The following is a 15498-nucleotide window of genomic DNA, read 5'->3' as shown; positions in this document are numbered from 1 at the left end:
GGGAAGTCACGCGCCAGACCACATCGCATGCCGTCCATCGGGCTCGCGAACGCGGTCGAACTCCTCCGGCTGCGCGGCTGACACCGACCGTCACAGCCGCCCCGTCAATACCAGCACAAGGAGCACGATCAAGATCAGGCCCAACACACCACTGGGCGCATAGCCCCAGCTTCGGCTATGCGGCCAGGTCGGGATGACGCCGACCAACATCAGGATCAGAACGATCAACAGTATGGTTCCCAGACTCATGACTTTCTCCTTGAAATAAGGGGTGAGTGGGAGGCGCTCGCGGAGGCTGGAGCCAGCGAATGGAGCGACAGGAATAAGGGAAACTGGGCGACAATGGGTTTGCCATCCGACAAGCGCTCGCGCTTCTTGCGGCGAGTCGCCAGCATCAGCACCGGACGGTTCATGGCGAATCCTTTCAAACCGAAAAATCTTCGCCTGGACAGCCTCGAGCGCTCTGCGCACCTGCCGGAACGACTTGGCACGCCACGCTCGCCATCTGCACAGCATGAGCGCCCGCCACGCACAGTTCTGTGCGCTGTCGAACACAGAAGACCACTTTCCGCAGCGGATGACCGAGAACTTCGCCCTTGCGTTCGCAGTGCCTGCGCCGCAACTCATGGGCTGGCACCACCATCGCCCCCGGCGGGACCACGGCCCGCACCTGCGTGTCACTCTGACCCATCGAAGCGATCCGCGCGACCACGGCGCCCCAGCCGCCATCGCTGCGTTCGCCACCGAACAGACGACCACCCGGCCGCTCCATACCTTGGTTTCGCCAGTCCTCAAACCCGTCCGCCGCCGCATTCCGCGGTCCCGGGAGTGGCCCTGGCCCGTAACCTTTCTCCAGCTTCCACCGGAGTCGACATGATTCAGATTCGCAAGGGTCAGGCACCGGCACCGCTCACGCGTGCGGAGTTCAGTGTTCGGTTCCGTGCGACCTTCAACGACCCGGCGTTCCGCGCCGAAGACCCCTCCATTGCGCGGCTCGAAGAGATCGCCTGGGCAGCCTACACCGGGGGCCGCAAGGCCCCCTTCACGCAGAAGGCCGGCCCCGGCTACCACGATCCGGACTACGAGCTGTCCACCGAGTGGCTGGCCACCAAGCAGCGCATCGACGAGGCGCAGCGGCGCCAGGCCGACCCCGCGAGTCCGTCCCGGGTGTTGCTGGTCTGCGGATCGGCGCGCAACGACGGAACTTGTCCGGGCGAGATCTCCAAGACCTTCCGGCTGTTGGAGATCGCCCGCGAAACGCTGGAGCAGGCGGGCATCCAGTCCGACGTGCTGGACCTGAGCTGGACCACCTCCGAATACGGCCGGCATATCCACCCTTGCAAGGGCTGCGTGTCGACGGCGATGCCTCTGTGCCACTGGCCCTGCAGTTGCTATCCCCATTATTCGCTCAACCAGATCAACGACTGGATGGCCGAAATCTACGAGCGCTGGGCTGCGGCCCATGCGGTGATCATCGTCTCGCCGGTGTACTGGTACCAGAGCCCCAGCCCCTTGAAGCTGATGATCGACCGCCTGGTGTGCGCCGATGGAGGCAACCCCGACCCCACTTCGACTGGGGGCAAGCAGGCCGGCAAGGCGAAAGAGCTCGAGATGGCCGGATGGGACTATCCACAGCACCTGGCAGGGCGGGCCTACGGGCTGATCGTGCACGGGGATGTGGCCGGTATCGAAGGCTCGCGCCGCGCCCTGTCGGACTGGCTCGACTGGATGGGCTTCATCGACGCGGGGACTCAGGCACGACTGGATCGCTACATCGGCTACTACGAGCCCTACGCGACCAGCCATGACACGCTGGACCGGGATCAGGCCGTACAGGAAGAAGCGCGCAATGTGGCGCGCGCGGTAGCGAAGGCCGTGGCCGAGTTGCGTGCCGGCCGGCTGCAGGCAGTGCAGCCGAAGCTGTCTCGTCCGCGCCCCAAATGAGGCCATGGCGCCCGCAATCGGCATGGGCCGCTGAAACGGCGCCCGGTCAGCGCGCGAGGACGAAGTCGATGAACCCGCGCTCCACGGAGGTGGACACGAGCTTCACGCGCAGTGGCTGGCCCACCTTGAGCGCGGGCAGGTCGCCGGTCAGCCTGCCTTCGGCCGGCGGCTCGAAGATCCGCACCCAGGTGCCCTTGTCGCTGCTGCCGGTGACGACGCCGTCGAAGCGCTGGCCGATGCGCGAATGCAGCAGCAGCGCCGCCTCCGACTTGCGCAGCTGGCGCTCCACCTTCTGCGCGGCGTCCTCCTGCGCGGTGCAGTGCGCGGCCAGTTCATCCAGTTCGTCGTTGGAGTAGGGTGGCTTCACCCCCGCCAGCACCGCCTTCAGCAAGCGCAGCGTGATCAGGTCGGGGAAGCGGCGGTTCGGCGCGGTGGAGTGCATATAGTCCTGGACCGCCAGGCCAAAGTGGCCGATGGGCGGGCCGCCGGGGCGCTCCACCACGTACTCGCCCGAGCCCATCAGCTTCACGATCACCAGCGACAGGTCGGGAAAGCGCAGCGGGTCGGTCCTGTGCTGCCGGGCAAGAAAGGCCTCCAGGGCCCTTGCGTCGGGCTGGCCGGGCAGCGTCACGCCGTAGGCTTGCGCCACCTCCGCGATGCGCAGCCAGCGTTCCGGTGAGCGCACCACCCGGCGCAGCGAGACGCCACCCTGCGCCGCCAGGAAGCGGGCGGTGCAGCCGTTGGTGGCAATCATCAGCTCCTCGATCAACTGACGCGCCCGGTTCTGCGGCTGCTGCCGGATGTCGGCGATGCGCTCACCTTCGAACAAGGCGCGCGGCTGGAAGGTCTCGAATTCCAACGAGCCCTGTGCGCGCCGCAGCACCCGCAGTTTCTGGGCCAGCTCGTCCTGCATCCGTAACTGTGCATTCATGCCCGCGATGCGGCGCGCCGCCGCGGGCAGCTCGCCCTCGCCTTCGATCCAGGCCGACACAGCGTCGTAGGCCAGTTGTGCCTTGTTGCGCACCCGGGCGCGGTAGATGGCTGAACGGGTCAGCATGCCGTCGTCCGTGAAATCCATCTCACTGACCAGGGCCAGCCGGTCCTCGTCGGGATTCAACGACGTCAGGTCGGTGGACAGGCGCTCGGGCAGCATCGGGAACACGCGGGCCGAGGTGTAGACCGAGGTCGTGTTGATGCGCGCATGCTCGTCGATCGGCGTGCCCTTTTTCACCAGGGCGTCGACATCGGCCACCGCCACGAAGATACGCACCCCACCCCGGGCGAGCGCCTCGCTGACCGTGAGCTGGTCCAGGTCGCGCGAATCGTCGTTGTCGATGGAACACCAGGGCTGCGCGGTGAGATCGCGGATGCTGGCGTCCACCTCCTGCGCCGGGCCGGTGAACTGGGTCAGCTGCTGCTGCACCGCGGAGGGGAACTCGGGCTCCAGCCCCCGGCTGAACATCGCCCAGGCGGCAATCGTCGCCAGATCGGCACGGTGATTGGTCGACGGATGGTCCATTTGCGCCCCGCTTGGTTGCCGCTCCGCCCTATTGTGCGCGCACGGCGGCTTCTGCGACCATGCCGGGAGAGCCCCTCGCGGGAACCCAGGTGGGCGAGGTGTGGCCGTCCTGGACCTGTTTAATTGCCGGCGTTCGGGAAGAACAGCTGCTCGCCGGCGATCTTGTAGGCCGCAATCGCGGCCTGGCCGGCCGGCGAGACCACCCAGTCGGCGAACTTCTGCGCCTCGGCCAGCTTGACCTGCGGATGCCGGGCCGGGTTGACCACGATCACGCCATAGGGGTTGGACAACCGGTTGTCGCCCTCCACCAGCACCGCGAGGTCGGCGCGGTTCTTGAAATTGAGCCAGGTGCCGCGGTCGGCCAGCACATAGGCGCCGCTCGAGGCCGCGATATTGAGCGCCGGCCCCATGCCGCAGCCGCAGGCCTTGTAGCCCGCACCCGGCTTGTCGGCCAGGCCGGCCAAGGCCCAGAAGCGCAGTTCGGCCGCGTGCGTGCCGCTCTTGTCGCCGCGCGAGACGAAGGCGGCCTGGGCCGCGCTGAGCTTCTTCAGCGCCGCGACGATGTCCCGGCCCCTCGTGCCCGCCGGATCGCCCTTGGGCCCGATCAGCACGAAGTCGTTGTACATCACTGCCCGGCGCTGCAGGCCGAAGCCCTCGGCGACGAACTTCTCCTCGGCCGCGGGGTCGTGCACGAACACCACGTCGGCGTCGCCGCGGCGCGCCATGTCCAGGGCCTGGCCCGTGCCCAGCGCCACCACCTTGACCTCGATGCCGCTGGCCTTCTTGAACTCGGGCAGCAGGTGGCCGAACAGCCCCGACTGCTCGGTCGAGGTGGTCGAGGCCACGACGATGCTCTGCGCCGACGCGGCCATGGAAACGGCCCACAGCAGTGCGACGCTCCCCCACTTCGCCAGGGACGAAGGCCTGAAACCCCTGAAAACGCTCACAAGGACTCTCCTTTGACAAACAAATGGGCTTGCGGATGGCTAGCTTGCAGCAGCGTCCGGTCGAAGAACCGCTCCACGGGCAGGTCGGCCAGCACCCGCCCCTGCTCCAGGTAGATCACGCGGCTGGCCAGGCGCTTGACCTGGCCCAGGTTGTGGCTGGCGAACACCAGGCTCATGGCCGGACCATCCGCCTCGCCGCGCGCAAAGCTCTCCACCAGGGCCTCGACCTCGCGCTTGGCATGCGGGTCCAGGCTGGCCGTGGGCTCGTCGAGCAGCAGCAGCTCGGGGCGCAGCGCCCAGGCGCGCGCCAGCGCCAGGCGCTGCTGCTGGCCGCCCGACAGGGCCCGGGCATTGCGCGAGGCCAGCTCGGCCAGGCCCACGCGCGCCAGCGCCGCGACGGCGCGCGTGCAGGCCTCGCGCCAGGGCAGGCCCTGAAGCCACAGGCCCAGCGCCAGGTTGTTGCGGGCGCTGCTGCGCAGCATGTGCGGCCGCTGGAACAGCATGGCCTGGCGTACGGCCCGGTCGCGCCACACCTGCCCGGCGCTGGCCGGCAGCAGGCCGTGCAGCAGGCGCAGCAGAGTGCTCTTGCCGCTGCCGTTGGCGCCCACCAGGGCCACGCGCTGGCCGCGCTCCACGGTCAACGACAGATCCGCGAGCGCCGTCACGGCGCCCAGGCGCACCGACACCTGCTCGAGCCGCACCAGTGGCTCGGGCAAGGCACATGCCGGCGTCGTCGGGCCCGAAGCATGCGGCAGGGCCCTCACGCGGTCAGCCCCCGCGTCAGGTCGATCACGCTGCCGTCCCGTCGCTCGCGCCAGCGCCGCAGCAAGCCGATCAGGCCGTTGAGCACCAGCACCACGGCCATCAACACCCCCCCCAGGCCCAGCGCCAGCGGCAGGTCGCCCTTGCTGGTCTCCAGCGCAATGGCCGTGGTCATCACGCGGGTGAAGCCCTCGATGTTGCCGCCCACGATCATCACCGCGCCCACCTCCGAGATGGCCCGGCCAAACGCAGCCACCCCCACCGTCAGCAGCGCGTAGCGCTCGTCCCAGGCCAGCAGCAGGCTGCGCAGCAGCGGCCTCGCCCCCAGGGATCGCAGTTGTTCGCCGTGGGCCCGCTCGGCATCCTCCACCAGCTGCCGGGTCAAGGCCGTGACCACGGGCAGCACCAGCACCACCTGGGCCATGACCATGGCCGGGAAGCTGAACATCCACCCTAGAAAGCCGAGCGGGCCCGAGCGTGACAGCAACAGGTAAATCAAAAGGCCGACCACCACCGAAGGCAGGGCCAGCAAGGCATTCAGCGCCGTCAGCACGGCTTCGCGCCCGGCAAAGCGGGCCACGCCCAGCCAGGCGCCGGCCGCCAGGCCGAAGCCAAAGGCGAACGCACAGGCCGTGGCGCTGACGGCCAGTGAGCGCCCGACGATGGTCCACAGGACCGGGTCGAGCGAGGTGATCAAGGCCAGCGCTGTCAGGGCGCTGTCGGAAAAAGTGTTCATACAGCAGGGGAACAGCCTGCCGATGCTAACCGTTGAAGTCCCGGTATCGCATAGGGGAAGTCGAGCTATGAAGCGCCGTGCATAGCCCGGTCCCGGCCGCCGCTTCAGGCACACTCGGTGCCGTGCACAAAGTCGACCTCTCCTACGCGCTGGCCGCGAGCCGTGACAGCGGCTCCGCCAGCACGCTGATCCGCAACCCGCTGATGGACCTGCTGCAGGCGGTGCATGCCAGCGGCTCGATCTCGGGCGCGGCCAAGGCCCTGGACCTGTCCTACCGCCATGTCTGGGGCGAGCTCAAGCGCTGGGAGCAAACCCTGGAGCGCCCACTCGTCGTCTGGGACAAGGGCCAGCCCGCCCGCCTGTCCGAATTCGGCAGCAAGCTGCTGTGGGCCGAGCGCCAGGCCCAGGCCCGGCTGGCGCCGCAGATCGAGGCGCTGCGCGCCGACCTCGAGCGCGCCTTCGCCGTCGCCTTCGACGACCGCGCCCATGTGCTGACCCTCTACGCCAGCCACGACGAGGCCCTGGTGGCGCTGCGCGAGCAGGCGGCGGGCGCGGGACTGCACCTGGACATACGCTTTTGCGGCAGCGTCGACGCGATCCAGGCGCTGAACCAGGGCCGCTGCATCCTGGCAGGCTTCCACACCCCGCCGCAGCCGCAGCCCGGCTCGCTGGCCGAGCGCAGCTACAAGCCGCTGCTGCAGCCGGGGCGGCACAAGATCATCGGCTTCGCGCGGCGGACCCAGGGCCTGATCGTCGCGCGCGGCAACCCGCTGGGCCTGGCCTCGCTGGCCGACCTGGCTCGCCGCGGCGCACGCTTCGTCAATCGCCCGCTGGGCACGGGAACAAGGCTGCTGCTTGACGAGCTGCTGGCACAGGCCGGCCTGTCGCCGGACAAGCTGCGCGGCTACGCGCACTGCGAGCCCTCGCACGCGGCCGTGGCCCAGGCAGTGGCCGCGGGCCAGGCCGACGCGGGCCTAGGCATAGAAACCGCCGCGCGCTCGCGCGGCCTGGACTTCGTGCCGCTGCTGCAGGAGGACTACCACCTCGTGTGCCTGCGCTCGGCGCTGGACCAGCCGCCCGTCGCGGCGCTGCGCCGGCTGCTGGCCGGCACCGACTGGCAGCGGCAGCTCGCCGCCCTGCCCGGCTACGCGCCCGCGCGCTGCGGCGAGGTGCTGTCGCTGAGCCGGCTGCTGCCCTGGTGGGCCTTCAAGCGGGTGAAGGGCCCGCATGCACAAACGGGCTAGGGTAAACACCAGCCGGCGGGCACACAGCCCGTCAGGCTTTCCTCAGGGGTGACTTGTTACGATATGTCGATCGGGTGCCCGCCTTCGGTGTGCGCCCATTTCTTCATCCACTCAACCTGGCGGAGACACCAAGTGTCAGCACTTCTCAAACTCGCATTGGGCGTCGACTGGATCAGCGACAAGATGGGACGCATCGCGTCGATGGCGGTGTTGGCGGCGGCACTGATCTCGGCCGGCAACGCCTTCGTGCGCTACGGCCTGGACATCAGCTCCAACGCCTGGCTCGAGATCCAGTGGTACCTGTTTGCGCTCACGGTCATGTTCGGTGCGCCCATCGTGCTCAAGCTCAACGAGCATGTACGCGTGGACATCTTCTACGGCAAGCTCAGGGGCCACGGCCCGGTCTTCGTCGACCTGTTCGGCCTGATCTTCTTCCTGCTGCCGGTCATGGGCCTGATGGCGTATCTCAGCTGGCCGCTGTTCGTGAAGATGTACCAGACCGGCGAGATGTCCAGCAACGCTGGCGGCCTGATCCGCTGGCCCGCCATGCTGCTGCTGCCGCTGGGCTTCGGCTGGCTGTTCATCCAAGGCCTGGCCGAGATCGTCAAGCGCATCTGCTACCTGCAGGGCCGCTACGAAATGGACACCCATTACGAGAAGCCGGTGCAGTGATCCGTTCCATCGCACTTTCCCATCCAGATACCAACAGGACATAGCACCATGCAGATGGAAAACTTCGCCCCGGTCATGTTCGCGGGGCTCGTGTTCGTGATGCTGATCGGCTTTCCGGTGGCCTTCTCGCTGGCCGCGCTGGGCCTGGCCAGCGGCTTCTTCGCGATCCAGATGGGCTGGTTCCCGGCCGGCTTCATGGCCAACCTGCCGCTCAACATCTTCGGCATCCTGTCCAACGACCTGCTGCTGGCCATCCCCTTCTTCACCTTCATGGGCGCCATCCTGGAGAAATGCGGCCTGGCCGAGGACATGCTGGACTCCATGGGCCAGCTGTTCGGCCCGGTGCGCGGCGGCCTGGGCTACTCGGTCATCATCGTGGGCTTCATCCTGGGCGCCATCACCGGCACAGTGGCCGGCCAGGTGATCGCCATGGCGCTGATCTCGCTGCCGGTGATGATCCGCTACGGCTACAACATGCGCTACGCCACCGGCGTGCTGGCCGCCTCGGGCACCATCACGCAGCTGGTGCCGCCTTCGCTGGTGCTGGTGGTGCTGGCAGACCAGCTGGGCCGTTCGGTGGGTGACATGTACAAGGGCGCCTGGGGGCCCTCGATCCTGCAGGTGCTGATCTTTGCCCTCTATACCTTTGCGCTCGGCCTGGTCAAGCCCGAGCATGTGCCCGGCATTCCCAAGGAGGCGCGCACCCTCAACGGCTGGGCCCTGTGGGCCAAGTGCCTGCGCGGCATCATCCCCTCGGCCGTGCTGATCTTCGCGGTGCTCGGCTCCATGGGCGGCCTTCCGGGGCTGAACGTCGCGGTCGCGACCCCCACCGAGGCCGGCGCCATGGGCTGTGTGGGCGCCCTGATCCTGGCAGCCATGCACAAGCGCCTGAGCAAAAACCTGATCTGGGAAGCCATGCAGGGCACCATGCGCCTGACGGCCATGGTGGTGTTCATCCTGATCGGCTCGCGCGTGTTCTCCATGGTGTTCCAGGGCGTGGACGGCGCCAAGTGGGTCGAACACCTGCTCAGCAACCTGCCCGGCGGTCAGGTGGGCTTTCTGATCGTAGTCAACCTGTTCGTGTTCTTCCTGGCCTTCTTCCTCGACTTCTTCGAGATCGCCTTCATCATCGTGCCCATGCTCGGCCCGGTGGCCGACAAGATGGGCATAGACCTGATCTGGTTCGGCGTGCTGCTGTGCGTCAACATGCAGACCAGCTTCATGCACCCGCCGTTCGGATTCGCGCTGTTCTACCTGCGCGGCATCGCCGACACCTTGTACAAGGAGAAGCGCATCGAGAAGGCCGTGCGCTCCGCCGACATCTACATGGGCGCCATCCCCTGGGTGGTGATGCAGATCCTGCTGGTGGCCATCGTGATCTTCGTGCCCCAGTCGGTCACCATGTTCCTCGACAAGCCCGAGGCCATCGACATCGACAAGGTGCAGATCGAGATACCGGCCGAAGCCGAGCAACCGCCGGCCGGCTCGGTGGAACTGACGCCCGGCGCTGCCGACAAGGCGGCAGCGGAGGACCAGCAGAAGCTCGACGATCTGTTCAAGGACAAGAAGTGACCGCCTGAGCCATGACCGAATCGCTGACGCAGACCCTGGGCCCCCCTCCGTTCCGGTTCACGCCGAACCGGGACCCGCTGGAGGGACCGGCTTTTTCGCGGCCGTTCAAGGTGCTGGTGACGCTGCTCGTATGGGGCTGCGCGGCCTGGCTGCTTGACCTGTGGCGTCACGGCAGGCTGGGCCCCGGCATCGGCGGCATGACCGCCTGGTTCCTGGCGGGCCAGGCCCTGCTGCTGCTGACCTGGTGGCATATCCTGCGCAGCCGCACGCGCCTGGACAGCGAGGGGCTGCACCAGAGCTGGGTCTGGGACAAGCACCTGCCGTCGCGCGAACTGGCCTACGGCAAGCTGATCCGCGTGCGGGGACTGGACTGGCTGATCGCCCCCCGGCTGTACCTGCGCACGCTGCTGGGCAAGTTCGCCGTGTTCTACGTGGCCGACCCGGCGCTGCTCGCCGAAAGCGAGCGGCTGCTGCGTGAACTCAAGGCGTTCCGCGGATTCTGAACCGGCCGCCAGGCGTCGCACGCACGCCGTCGACCTCTACAACCCCTGCGCCTCAAAAAGAACCGCGCCCCGAAGGGCGCGGTTCTCTCTTGAGGAGCAGGGCTCCGCTCAGAATTTCTGCGCCTGCATGAAACTGTCGAAGCGGGCCTCGGTGAAGCGGAACCAGAGGTTCTGGTCGGCGCGGAACTTGGCGTAGTCGTCGTAGACCTTCTTCCAGTTGGGATTCTTCTCCGACAGCTCGGCATACATCGCCATCGCCGCCTTGAACGCGGCCGCCATGACGTCGTTCGGGAAGGGACGCAGCTTGGTGCCGGCAGCGACGAGTTGCCTCAGCGCCGTTGGGTTGCGGGCGTCGTACTTGGCCTGCATCTCGGTGTGGGCCAGCGCGGCAGCCGCTTCGACCATGGCCTTGTTCTCGGCCGACAGCCCCTCGTAGGCCTTCTGGTTGATATAGAAGTCAAGCTCCGGACCGCCCTCCCACCAGCCGGGGTAGTAGTAGAAAGGCGCAACCTTGTTGAAGCCCAGCTTCTGGTCGTCGTAGGGCCCCACCCATTCGGCCGCGTCTATCGTGCCCTTTTCCAGCGCAGGATAGATCTCGCCGCCCGGAATGTTCTGCGGCACGCCGCCAATGCGCTCGAGCACCTTGCCGCCGAAGCCGCCGATGCGCATCTTCATGCCCTTGATGTCGTTGACGGACTTGATTTCCTTGCGGTACCAGCCCCCCATCTGGGCGCCCGTGTTGCCACCCGGGAAGTTGACGATGCTGAACTTGGCGTAGAACTCGCGCATGAGCTTGAGGCCGTTGCCCTCGTACATCCAGGCCGTCATCTGGCGGCTGTTGAGGCCGAAGGGAATGGCGCAGCCCAGGGCGAAGGTCTCGTCTTTGCCGAAGAAATAATAGGGTGCGGTATGGGCGCACTCGACCGAGCCCTGCTGCACGCCGTCGACCACGCCGAAGGCCGGCATCAGCTCGCCGGCCGCATGGACCGAGATATCGAACTTGCCCCCAGACATGGTCTTGACCGCCTTGGCAAAGGTTTCCGCCGCACCGTAGATGGTGTCCAGCGACTTGGGGAAACTCGAGGCCAGGCGCCAGCGGATGGCGGCCTGCGCATGCACGGCAGGCGCCACGCCGGCAGCGAGTATGCCGGCCAGGCCGGTCTGCGCGATCAGGGAACGACGATCCATCTTCACTCCTTATTGATGAAAACCCTCAAGGGTCGCGCGAGTCTAGGAGGCCGCCTACCGCCCACGTATCCGGAGTTACCCCGCTCGGGTTATCCGTGATTGACGCAAACGACAAGGCGCGGCACCCTTGCAAGGGATGCCACGCCACGCATGGTGCTTACGGAAAGCTTACAGCTTCTGTGCCTGCATGAAGCTGTCGAAGCGCGCCTCGGTGAAGCGGAACCAGAGGTTCTGGTCGCGGCGGAAGGCCGCGAAGTCCTCGTAGATCTTCTTCCAGGCCGGGTTCTTGGCGCTCAGCTCCGCGTACAAGCCCATCGCCTCCTTGTAGGCGCGCTCCATGATCTCTTTCGAGAACGGCAGCACCTTGGTCTTGGTCGCCACGAGCTGCTTGAGCGCCGTCGGGTTCTTCACGTCGTACTTGGCCTGCACCTCCTGGTGCGCATAGGCCGCGGCCACGTCGACGATGGTCTTGTACTCGGCCGGCAGCGCCTCGTAGGCCTTGGTGTTGATGAAGAACTCGAGCTGCGGGCCGCCCTCCCACCATGCCGGGTAGTAGTAGTAGGGCGCGACCTTGTTCAGGCCCAACTTCTGGTCGTCGTAGGGTCCGATCCACTCGGCCGCGTCCAACGTGCCCTTCTCGAGCGCCTGGTAGATCTCGCCGGCCGGGATGTTCTGCGGCACCACGCCCATGCGCTCGAGCACCTTGCCCGCGAAGCCGCCGACGCGGAACTTCAGGCCCTTCATGTCGGCCACGGTCTTGATCTCCTTGCGGTACCAGCCGCCCATCTGGGCGCCGGTGTTGCCGCCGGGGAAGTTCATGATGTTGTAGTTGCGGTAGAACTCGCGCGTGAGCTTGAGGCCGTTGCCTTGGTACATCCAGGCCGTCATCTGGCGGCTGTTGAGGCCGAACGGGATCGAGCAGCTCAGCGTGAACGCGTCGTCCTTGCCGAAGAAGTAGTAGGCCGCGGTGTGCGCCATCTCGACAGTGCCACCCTGCAGCGCGTCGACCACGCCGAAGGCCGGCATCAGCTCGCCGGCTGCGTGGGTGCTGATGGTGAACTTGCCGCCGCTCATCTCGCTGACCTTCTTGGCAAAGGTTTCTTCGGCGCCGAACAGGGTGTCGAGCGACTTCGGGAAGCTCGAGGCCAGGCGCCAGCGTATGGCGGACTGGGCATGCACGGCCGGCGCTGAGCCGGCGGCCAGAACGCCCGCGATGCCGGCGTGCTTGATGATGGAACGACGATCCATTGAGAGTCTCCGTGAAGGTTGGGGTTGATCTTCGCCTCTTGGGCCGCAAAAGCGCGCGAATCCCGCGAAGGGTCGCCGGAGGATTTTAGAAGGCCGCAGCGGCCCGGAAACCGCATTTGCGGAAAAACCACCCGGCGTCAGCTTTCCTACAGCCAGCCGGACCGCGCCCTGGTCAGGCCACGGCCTTGAGCGTAGGCTGGGGCCGGCCCAGCAAGGCGCCGAAACGGCGCAGGATGGAGGCCTCCACGCCCGCGGCGTCCAGGCCCTGCAGCGCCAGCAGCTTGGCCGGATCGCCATGCTCGATGAACTGGTCCGGCAGGCCCAGCTGCAGCAGCGGCTTGAGCACGCCGGCCGCCTGCAGCGCCTCGCTGACAGCGCTGCCCGCGCCGCCCATGAGGCAGCCTTCTTCCAGCGTGACCAAGGCCTCGTGCTCGGCCGCCGCCTTGAGCAGCAACTCGGTGTCCAGCGGCTTGACCCAGCGCATATTGAGCACCGTGAGGTCCAGCTTCTCGGCCACCTGCAGCGCCGGGTACAGCAGCGTGCCGAAAGCCAGGATGGCGAGGCCCTTGCCTTGGCGGCGGACCTCGCCGCGCCCGAACGGCAGGCCCTCGAGCCCCGGCTCGGTGGCCACGCCCACGCCCGCGCCGCGCGGGTAGCGCACCGTGACGGGGTGGTCCTGCGCATAGGCCGTGCTCAGCAGCTGGCGGCACTCGCGCTCGTCGGCCGGGCAGGCCACGCTCATGTTCGGGATGCAGCGCGTGTACGCGATGTCGTAAGCCCCCGCGTGCGTGGCCCCGTCGGCTCCGACCAGGCCGGCGCGATCGAGCGCGAACACCACCGGCAGCTTCTGGATCGCGACGTCGTGGATCAGCTGGTCGTAGGCGCGCTGCAGGAAAGTCGAGTAGATCGCCACCACCGGCTTCAGGCCCTCGCAGGCCAGGCCCGCGGCGAAGGTGACGGCGTGCTGCTCGGCGATGCCCACGTCGAAGTAGCGCCCGGGAAAGCGCTGGTGGAACTCGACCAGGCCCGAGCCCTCGCGCATGGCCGGCGTGATGCCGACCAGGCGCTGGTCCTGCGCCGCCATGTCGCACAGCCACTGGCCGAACACCTGGGTGAAGGTCGGCCTGGGCGGCGTGGCGGGCTTGACCAGGCCCACGGCCGGGTCGAACTTGCCCGGGCCGTGGTAGGCCACCGGGTCGGCCTCGGCCAGCTTGTAGCCCTGGCCCTTCCTGGTGACCACGTGCAGGAACTGCGGACCCTTGAGCTGCTTGATGTTCTCCAGCGTGGGGACCAGCGAATCGAGGTCGTGGCCGTCGATCGGGCCGATGTAGTTGAAGCCGAACTTCTCGAACAGCGTGGCCGGCACGACCAGGCCCTTGGCCTGCTGCTCCAGGCGCTTGGCCAGCTCCAGCAGCGGCGGCGCGACCCTGAGCACGTTCTTGCCGACATTCTTGGCCGCGGCGTAGAACTGGCCGCTCATCAGCTGGGCCAGGTAGCGGTTGAGCGCGCCCACCGGCGGGCTGATCGACATGTCGTTGTCGTTCAGGATGACCAGCAGCTTGCAGTCCTCCACGCCGGCGTTGTTCAGCGCCTCGAAGGCCATGCCGGCGGTCATCGCGCCGTCGCCGATGATGGCCACGGCGTGCCGGTCCTCACCCTTTTGCCGCGCGGCGATCGCCATGCCGAGTGCGGCCGAGATGCTGGTCGACGAGTGCGCGGTGCCGAAGGTGTCGTACTCGCTCTCGGCGCGTTGCGGAAAGCCCGACAGCCCGCCGAGCTGGCGCAGCGTGGGCATGCGCTCGCGGCGGCCGGTCAGGATCTTGTGCGGGTAGGTCTGGTGGCCCACGTCCCAGACCAGGCGGTCGCGCGGCGTGTCGAACACATAGTGCAGGGCCACGGTGAGCTCCACCGTGCCGAGGTTGGAGCTGAGGTGGCCGCCGGTCTTGGACACGTTGTCCAGCACGCAGGCGCGCAGTTCGTCGGCCACGCTCTTGAGCTGATTGCGCGACAGCCGGCGCAGGTCGGCCGGGCCTTGGATGGATTCGAGCAGCGAAGTCATTCAGTATTCCCTGTGGACCACCTTGTCGGCCAGCGCGCGCAGCGCCGCGGTGCGCACCGCAGGCAGGCCGCTGGCCTCGAGCGCGGCCAGCGCCTCGGCGTGCAGGGACCGGGCGTAGGCCTGCGAGCCCGCCAGGCCCATCAGCGAGACATAGGTCGGTTTGTCGGCGGCGGCATCCTTGCCGGCCGTCTTGCCCAGCGTGGCGGAGTCGGCCGTCACGTCCAGTATGTCGTCCACCACCTGGAAGGCCAGGCCCAATGCGGCGCCGTAGCCGGACAGCGCGGCGACCACGCCGGAGGCCGGGGCCTCGGCGCAGGCCGCGCCCATGGCCACGCTGGCCTGCAGCAGGGCGCCGGTCTTGAGGCGGTGCATCTGGCGCAGCTGGTCCTCGCTCAGCGCCAGTCCGACGCTGGCCAGGTCGATCGCCTGGCCGCCGGCCATGCCAGCGTGACCGGCGGCGCGCGCCAGCAGGCGGCACAGCGCGGCCTGCACGGCGGTGGCCACCGAGCCGTCGTCCGGCGTCAGCAGCTCGAAGGCCAGGGCCTGCAGCGCGTCGCCGACCAGCAGGGCCTGGGCCTCGCCGAAAGCCACATGCACCGTGGGCTTGCCGCGGCGCAGCACGTCGTTGTCCATGCAGGGCAGGTCGTCGTGCACCAGCGAATAGGCGTGGATCAGCTCAACGGCGCAGGCTGCTCGCAGGGCGGCCTGCGCGTCACCACCCACCGCCTCGCTGGCCGCCAGCACCAGCAGCGGGCGCAGGCGCTTGCCACCGTCGAGCACGGCGTAGCGCATGGCCGCGCCCAGGCCCGAGGGCCCGTCGGCCAGCACCCATTGCGAGAGGGCCTGCTCGACCCGCTCGGCCTGCTGCGCACTCCAGGCGCCCAGCTCGAAGCCGTTCTTGCCCCCGGTCATGACTGCCCCCAGGACTTGAGCGTACCTTCGTCGAGCACGCGAATCTGGTTCTCCACCGCCTCCAGGCGATCACGGCAGAACTTCAAGAGTTCCGCACCGCGCTGGTAGCCCGACAGCAGCTGGTCCAGCGGCATCTGGCCGGACTCGAGCCGGCCGACCAGTTGCTCGAGCTCCTCCAGCGCGGCTTCATAG

16 protein-coding genes are annotated in these 15498 nt (G+C 67.8%); 5 read left to right on the top strand and 11 right to left on the bottom strand.

Going from position 1 to position 15498, the window contains the following annotated elements; all coding sequences use genetic code 11:
- Positions 1 to 90 precede the first annotated feature (90 nt).
- Together FFS10_RS15955 and FFS10_RS23025 are read right to left on the bottom strand one after the other, a co-directional pair.
- Complete coding sequence (locus tag FFS10_RS15955; protein WP_137895466.1) at positions 91 to 249, bottom strand: DUF3309 family protein; 159 nt, start codon at positions 247 to 249, stop codon at positions 91 to 93.
- Positions 246 to 413: a hypothetical protein gene (locus tag FFS10_RS23025; RefSeq protein WP_171016171.1), complete on the bottom strand. Its 168-nt coding sequence runs from the start codon at positions 411 to 413 to the stop codon at positions 246 to 248. The genes FFS10_RS15955 and FFS10_RS23025 overlap by 4 nt, the downstream gene beginning before the upstream one ends.
- Before the next feature lie 460 nt (positions 414 to 873).
- Here FFS10_RS23025 and FFS10_RS15950 point away from each other — a divergent pair, with 460 nt between their 5' ends.
- Positions 874 to 1944, top strand: coding sequence for a flavodoxin family protein (locus FFS10_RS15950; RefSeq protein WP_137895465.1), 1071 nt, complete (start codon positions 874 to 876; stop codon positions 1942 to 1944).
- Between the two features lie 46 nt (positions 1945 to 1990).
- Here FFS10_RS15950 and FFS10_RS15945 read toward each other — a convergent pair whose 3' ends face one another.
- From FFS10_RS15945 to FFS10_RS15930, 4 genes are all read right to left on the bottom strand, one after another.
- On the bottom strand, positions 1991 to 3463 hold the full coding sequence (locus FFS10_RS15945) for an RNB domain-containing ribonuclease (protein WP_137895464.1): 1473 nt from the start codon (positions 3461 to 3463) through the stop codon (positions 1991 to 1993).
- Positions 3464 to 3582: 119 nt separating this feature from the next.
- On the bottom strand, positions 3583 to 4335 hold the full coding sequence (locus tag FFS10_RS15940; protein WP_137895500.1) for an ABC transporter substrate-binding protein: 753 nt from the start codon (positions 4333 to 4335) through the stop codon (positions 3583 to 3585).
- 71 nt (positions 4336 to 4406) lie between these two features.
- Positions 4407 to 5126 carry an ATP-binding cassette domain-containing protein gene (locus FFS10_RS15935; RefSeq protein ID WP_137895463.1) on the bottom strand — a complete coding sequence of 240 codons (720 nt, stop codon included), beginning with the start codon at positions 5124 to 5126 and terminating at the stop codon, positions 4407 to 4409.
- Between the two features lie 44 nt (positions 5127 to 5170).
- Complete coding sequence (locus FFS10_RS15930) at positions 5171 to 5908, bottom strand: ABC transporter permease (RefSeq protein ID WP_137895462.1); 738 nt, start codon at positions 5906 to 5908, stop codon at positions 5171 to 5173.
- Positions 5909 to 6030: 122 nt separating this feature from the next.
- Here FFS10_RS15930 and FFS10_RS15925 point away from each other — a divergent pair, with 122 nt between their 5' ends.
- From FFS10_RS15925 to FFS10_RS15910, 4 genes are all read left to right on the top strand, one after another.
- Entirely contained in the window at positions 6031 to 7152 is a 1122-nt protein-coding gene (locus tag FFS10_RS15925) for a substrate-binding domain-containing protein (protein ID WP_502702878.1), read from the top strand.
- A 132-nt stretch (positions 7153 to 7284) separates the two neighbouring features.
- Positions 7285 to 7824: a TRAP transporter small permease subunit gene (locus FFS10_RS15920; RefSeq protein ID WP_137895461.1), complete on the top strand. Its 540-nt coding sequence runs from the start codon at positions 7285 to 7287 to the stop codon at positions 7822 to 7824.
- A 48-nt stretch (positions 7825 to 7872) separates the two neighbouring features.
- Complete coding sequence (locus tag FFS10_RS15915; RefSeq protein WP_137895460.1) at positions 7873 to 9396, top strand: TRAP transporter large permease; 1524 nt, start codon at positions 7873 to 7875, stop codon at positions 9394 to 9396.
- 11 nt (positions 9397 to 9407) lie between these two features.
- Entirely contained in the window at positions 9408 to 9899 is a 492-nt protein-coding gene (locus FFS10_RS15910; protein ID WP_137895459.1) for a hypothetical protein, read from the top strand.
- Between the two features lie 108 nt (positions 9900 to 10007).
- Here the strand turns inward: FFS10_RS15910 and FFS10_RS15905 are convergent, their stop codons facing one another.
- The 5 genes from FFS10_RS15905 to xseB form a co-directional block, all read right to left on the bottom strand.
- A complete protein-coding gene (locus FFS10_RS15905; protein WP_137895458.1) occupies positions 10008 to 11087 on the bottom strand; it encodes a TRAP transporter substrate-binding protein in 1080 nt (359 codons plus the stop codon).
- Positions 11088 to 11255: 168 nt separating this feature from the next.
- Positions 11256 to 12335 carry a TRAP transporter substrate-binding protein gene (locus FFS10_RS15900; RefSeq protein WP_137895457.1) on the bottom strand — a complete coding sequence of 360 codons (1080 nt, stop codon included), beginning with the start codon at positions 12333 to 12335 and terminating at the stop codon, positions 11256 to 11258.
- Positions 12336 to 12507: 172 nt separating this feature from the next.
- Positions 12508 to 14394, bottom strand: coding sequence for a 1-deoxy-D-xylulose-5-phosphate synthase (gene dxs, locus FFS10_RS15895; protein ID WP_137895456.1), 1887 nt, complete (start codon positions 14392 to 14394; stop codon positions 12508 to 12510).
- On the bottom strand, positions 14395 to 15306 hold the full coding sequence (locus tag FFS10_RS15890) for a polyprenyl synthetase family protein (protein WP_137895455.1): 912 nt from the start codon (positions 15304 to 15306) through the stop codon (positions 14395 to 14397).
- Positions 15303 to 15498 (bottom strand): exodeoxyribonuclease VII small subunit (xseB, locus tag FFS10_RS15885; protein WP_137895454.1); only part of this gene is annotated, 196 nt, incomplete at its 5' end. The genes FFS10_RS15890 and xseB, both read right to left, overlap by 4 nt.

Origin of the sequence: Ramlibacter sp. 2FC, assembly GCF_005503345.1 — a bacterium.
GTDB lineage: Bacteria > Pseudomonadota > Gammaproteobacteria > Burkholderiales > Burkholderiaceae_C > SCMQ01.
The sequence above is the reverse complement of the archived record's forward strand: the minus strand, read 5'-3'. Positions and strand labels throughout refer to the sequence as shown.

What these genes read in the sequence shown, in the direction of transcription:
- FFS10_RS15955 (WP_137895466.1), bottom strand. Translation starts at nt 249, where the DNA reads ATGAGTCTGGGAACCATACTGTTGATCGTTCTGATCCTGATGTTGGTC.
- FFS10_RS23025 (WP_171016171.1), bottom strand. Translation starts at nt 413, where the DNA reads ATGAACCGTCCGGTGCTGATGCTGGCGACTCGCCGCAAGAAGCGCGAG.
- FFS10_RS15950 (WP_137895465.1), top strand. Translation starts at nt 874, where the DNA reads ATGATTCAGATTCGCAAGGGTCAGGCACCGGCACCGCTCACGCGTGCG.
- FFS10_RS15945 (WP_137895464.1), bottom strand. Translation starts at nt 3,463, where the DNA reads ATGGACCATCCGTCGACCAATCACCGTGCCGATCTGGCGACGATTGCC.
- FFS10_RS15940 (WP_137895500.1), bottom strand. Translation starts at nt 4,335, where the DNA reads ATGGCCGCGTCGGCGCAGAGCATCGTCGTGGCCTCGACCACCTCGACC.
- FFS10_RS15930 (WP_137895462.1), bottom strand. Translation starts at nt 5,908, where the DNA reads ATGAACACTTTTTCCGACAGCGCCCTGACAGCGCTGGCCTTGATCACC.
- FFS10_RS15915 (WP_137895460.1), top strand. Translation starts at nt 7,873, where the DNA reads ATGCAGATGGAAAACTTCGCCCCGGTCATGTTCGCGGGGCTCGTGTTC.
- FFS10_RS15910 (WP_137895459.1), top strand. Translation starts at nt 9,408, where the DNA reads ATGACCGAATCGCTGACGCAGACCCTGGGCCCCCCTCCGTTCCGGTTC.
- FFS10_RS15905 (WP_137895458.1), bottom strand. Translation starts at nt 11,087, where the DNA reads ATGGATCGTCGTTCCCTGATCGCGCAGACCGGCCTGGCCGGCATACTC.
- FFS10_RS15900 (WP_137895457.1), bottom strand. Translation starts at nt 12,335, where the DNA reads ATGGATCGTCGTTCCATCATCAAGCACGCCGGCATCGCGGGCGTTCTG.
- dxs (WP_137895456.1), bottom strand. Translation starts at nt 14,394, where the DNA reads ATGACTTCGCTGCTCGAATCCATCCAAGGCCCGGCCGACCTGCGCCGG.
- FFS10_RS15890 (WP_137895455.1), bottom strand. Translation starts at nt 15,306, where the DNA reads ATGACCGGGGGCAAGAACGGCTTCGAGCTGGGCGCCTGGAGTGCGCAG.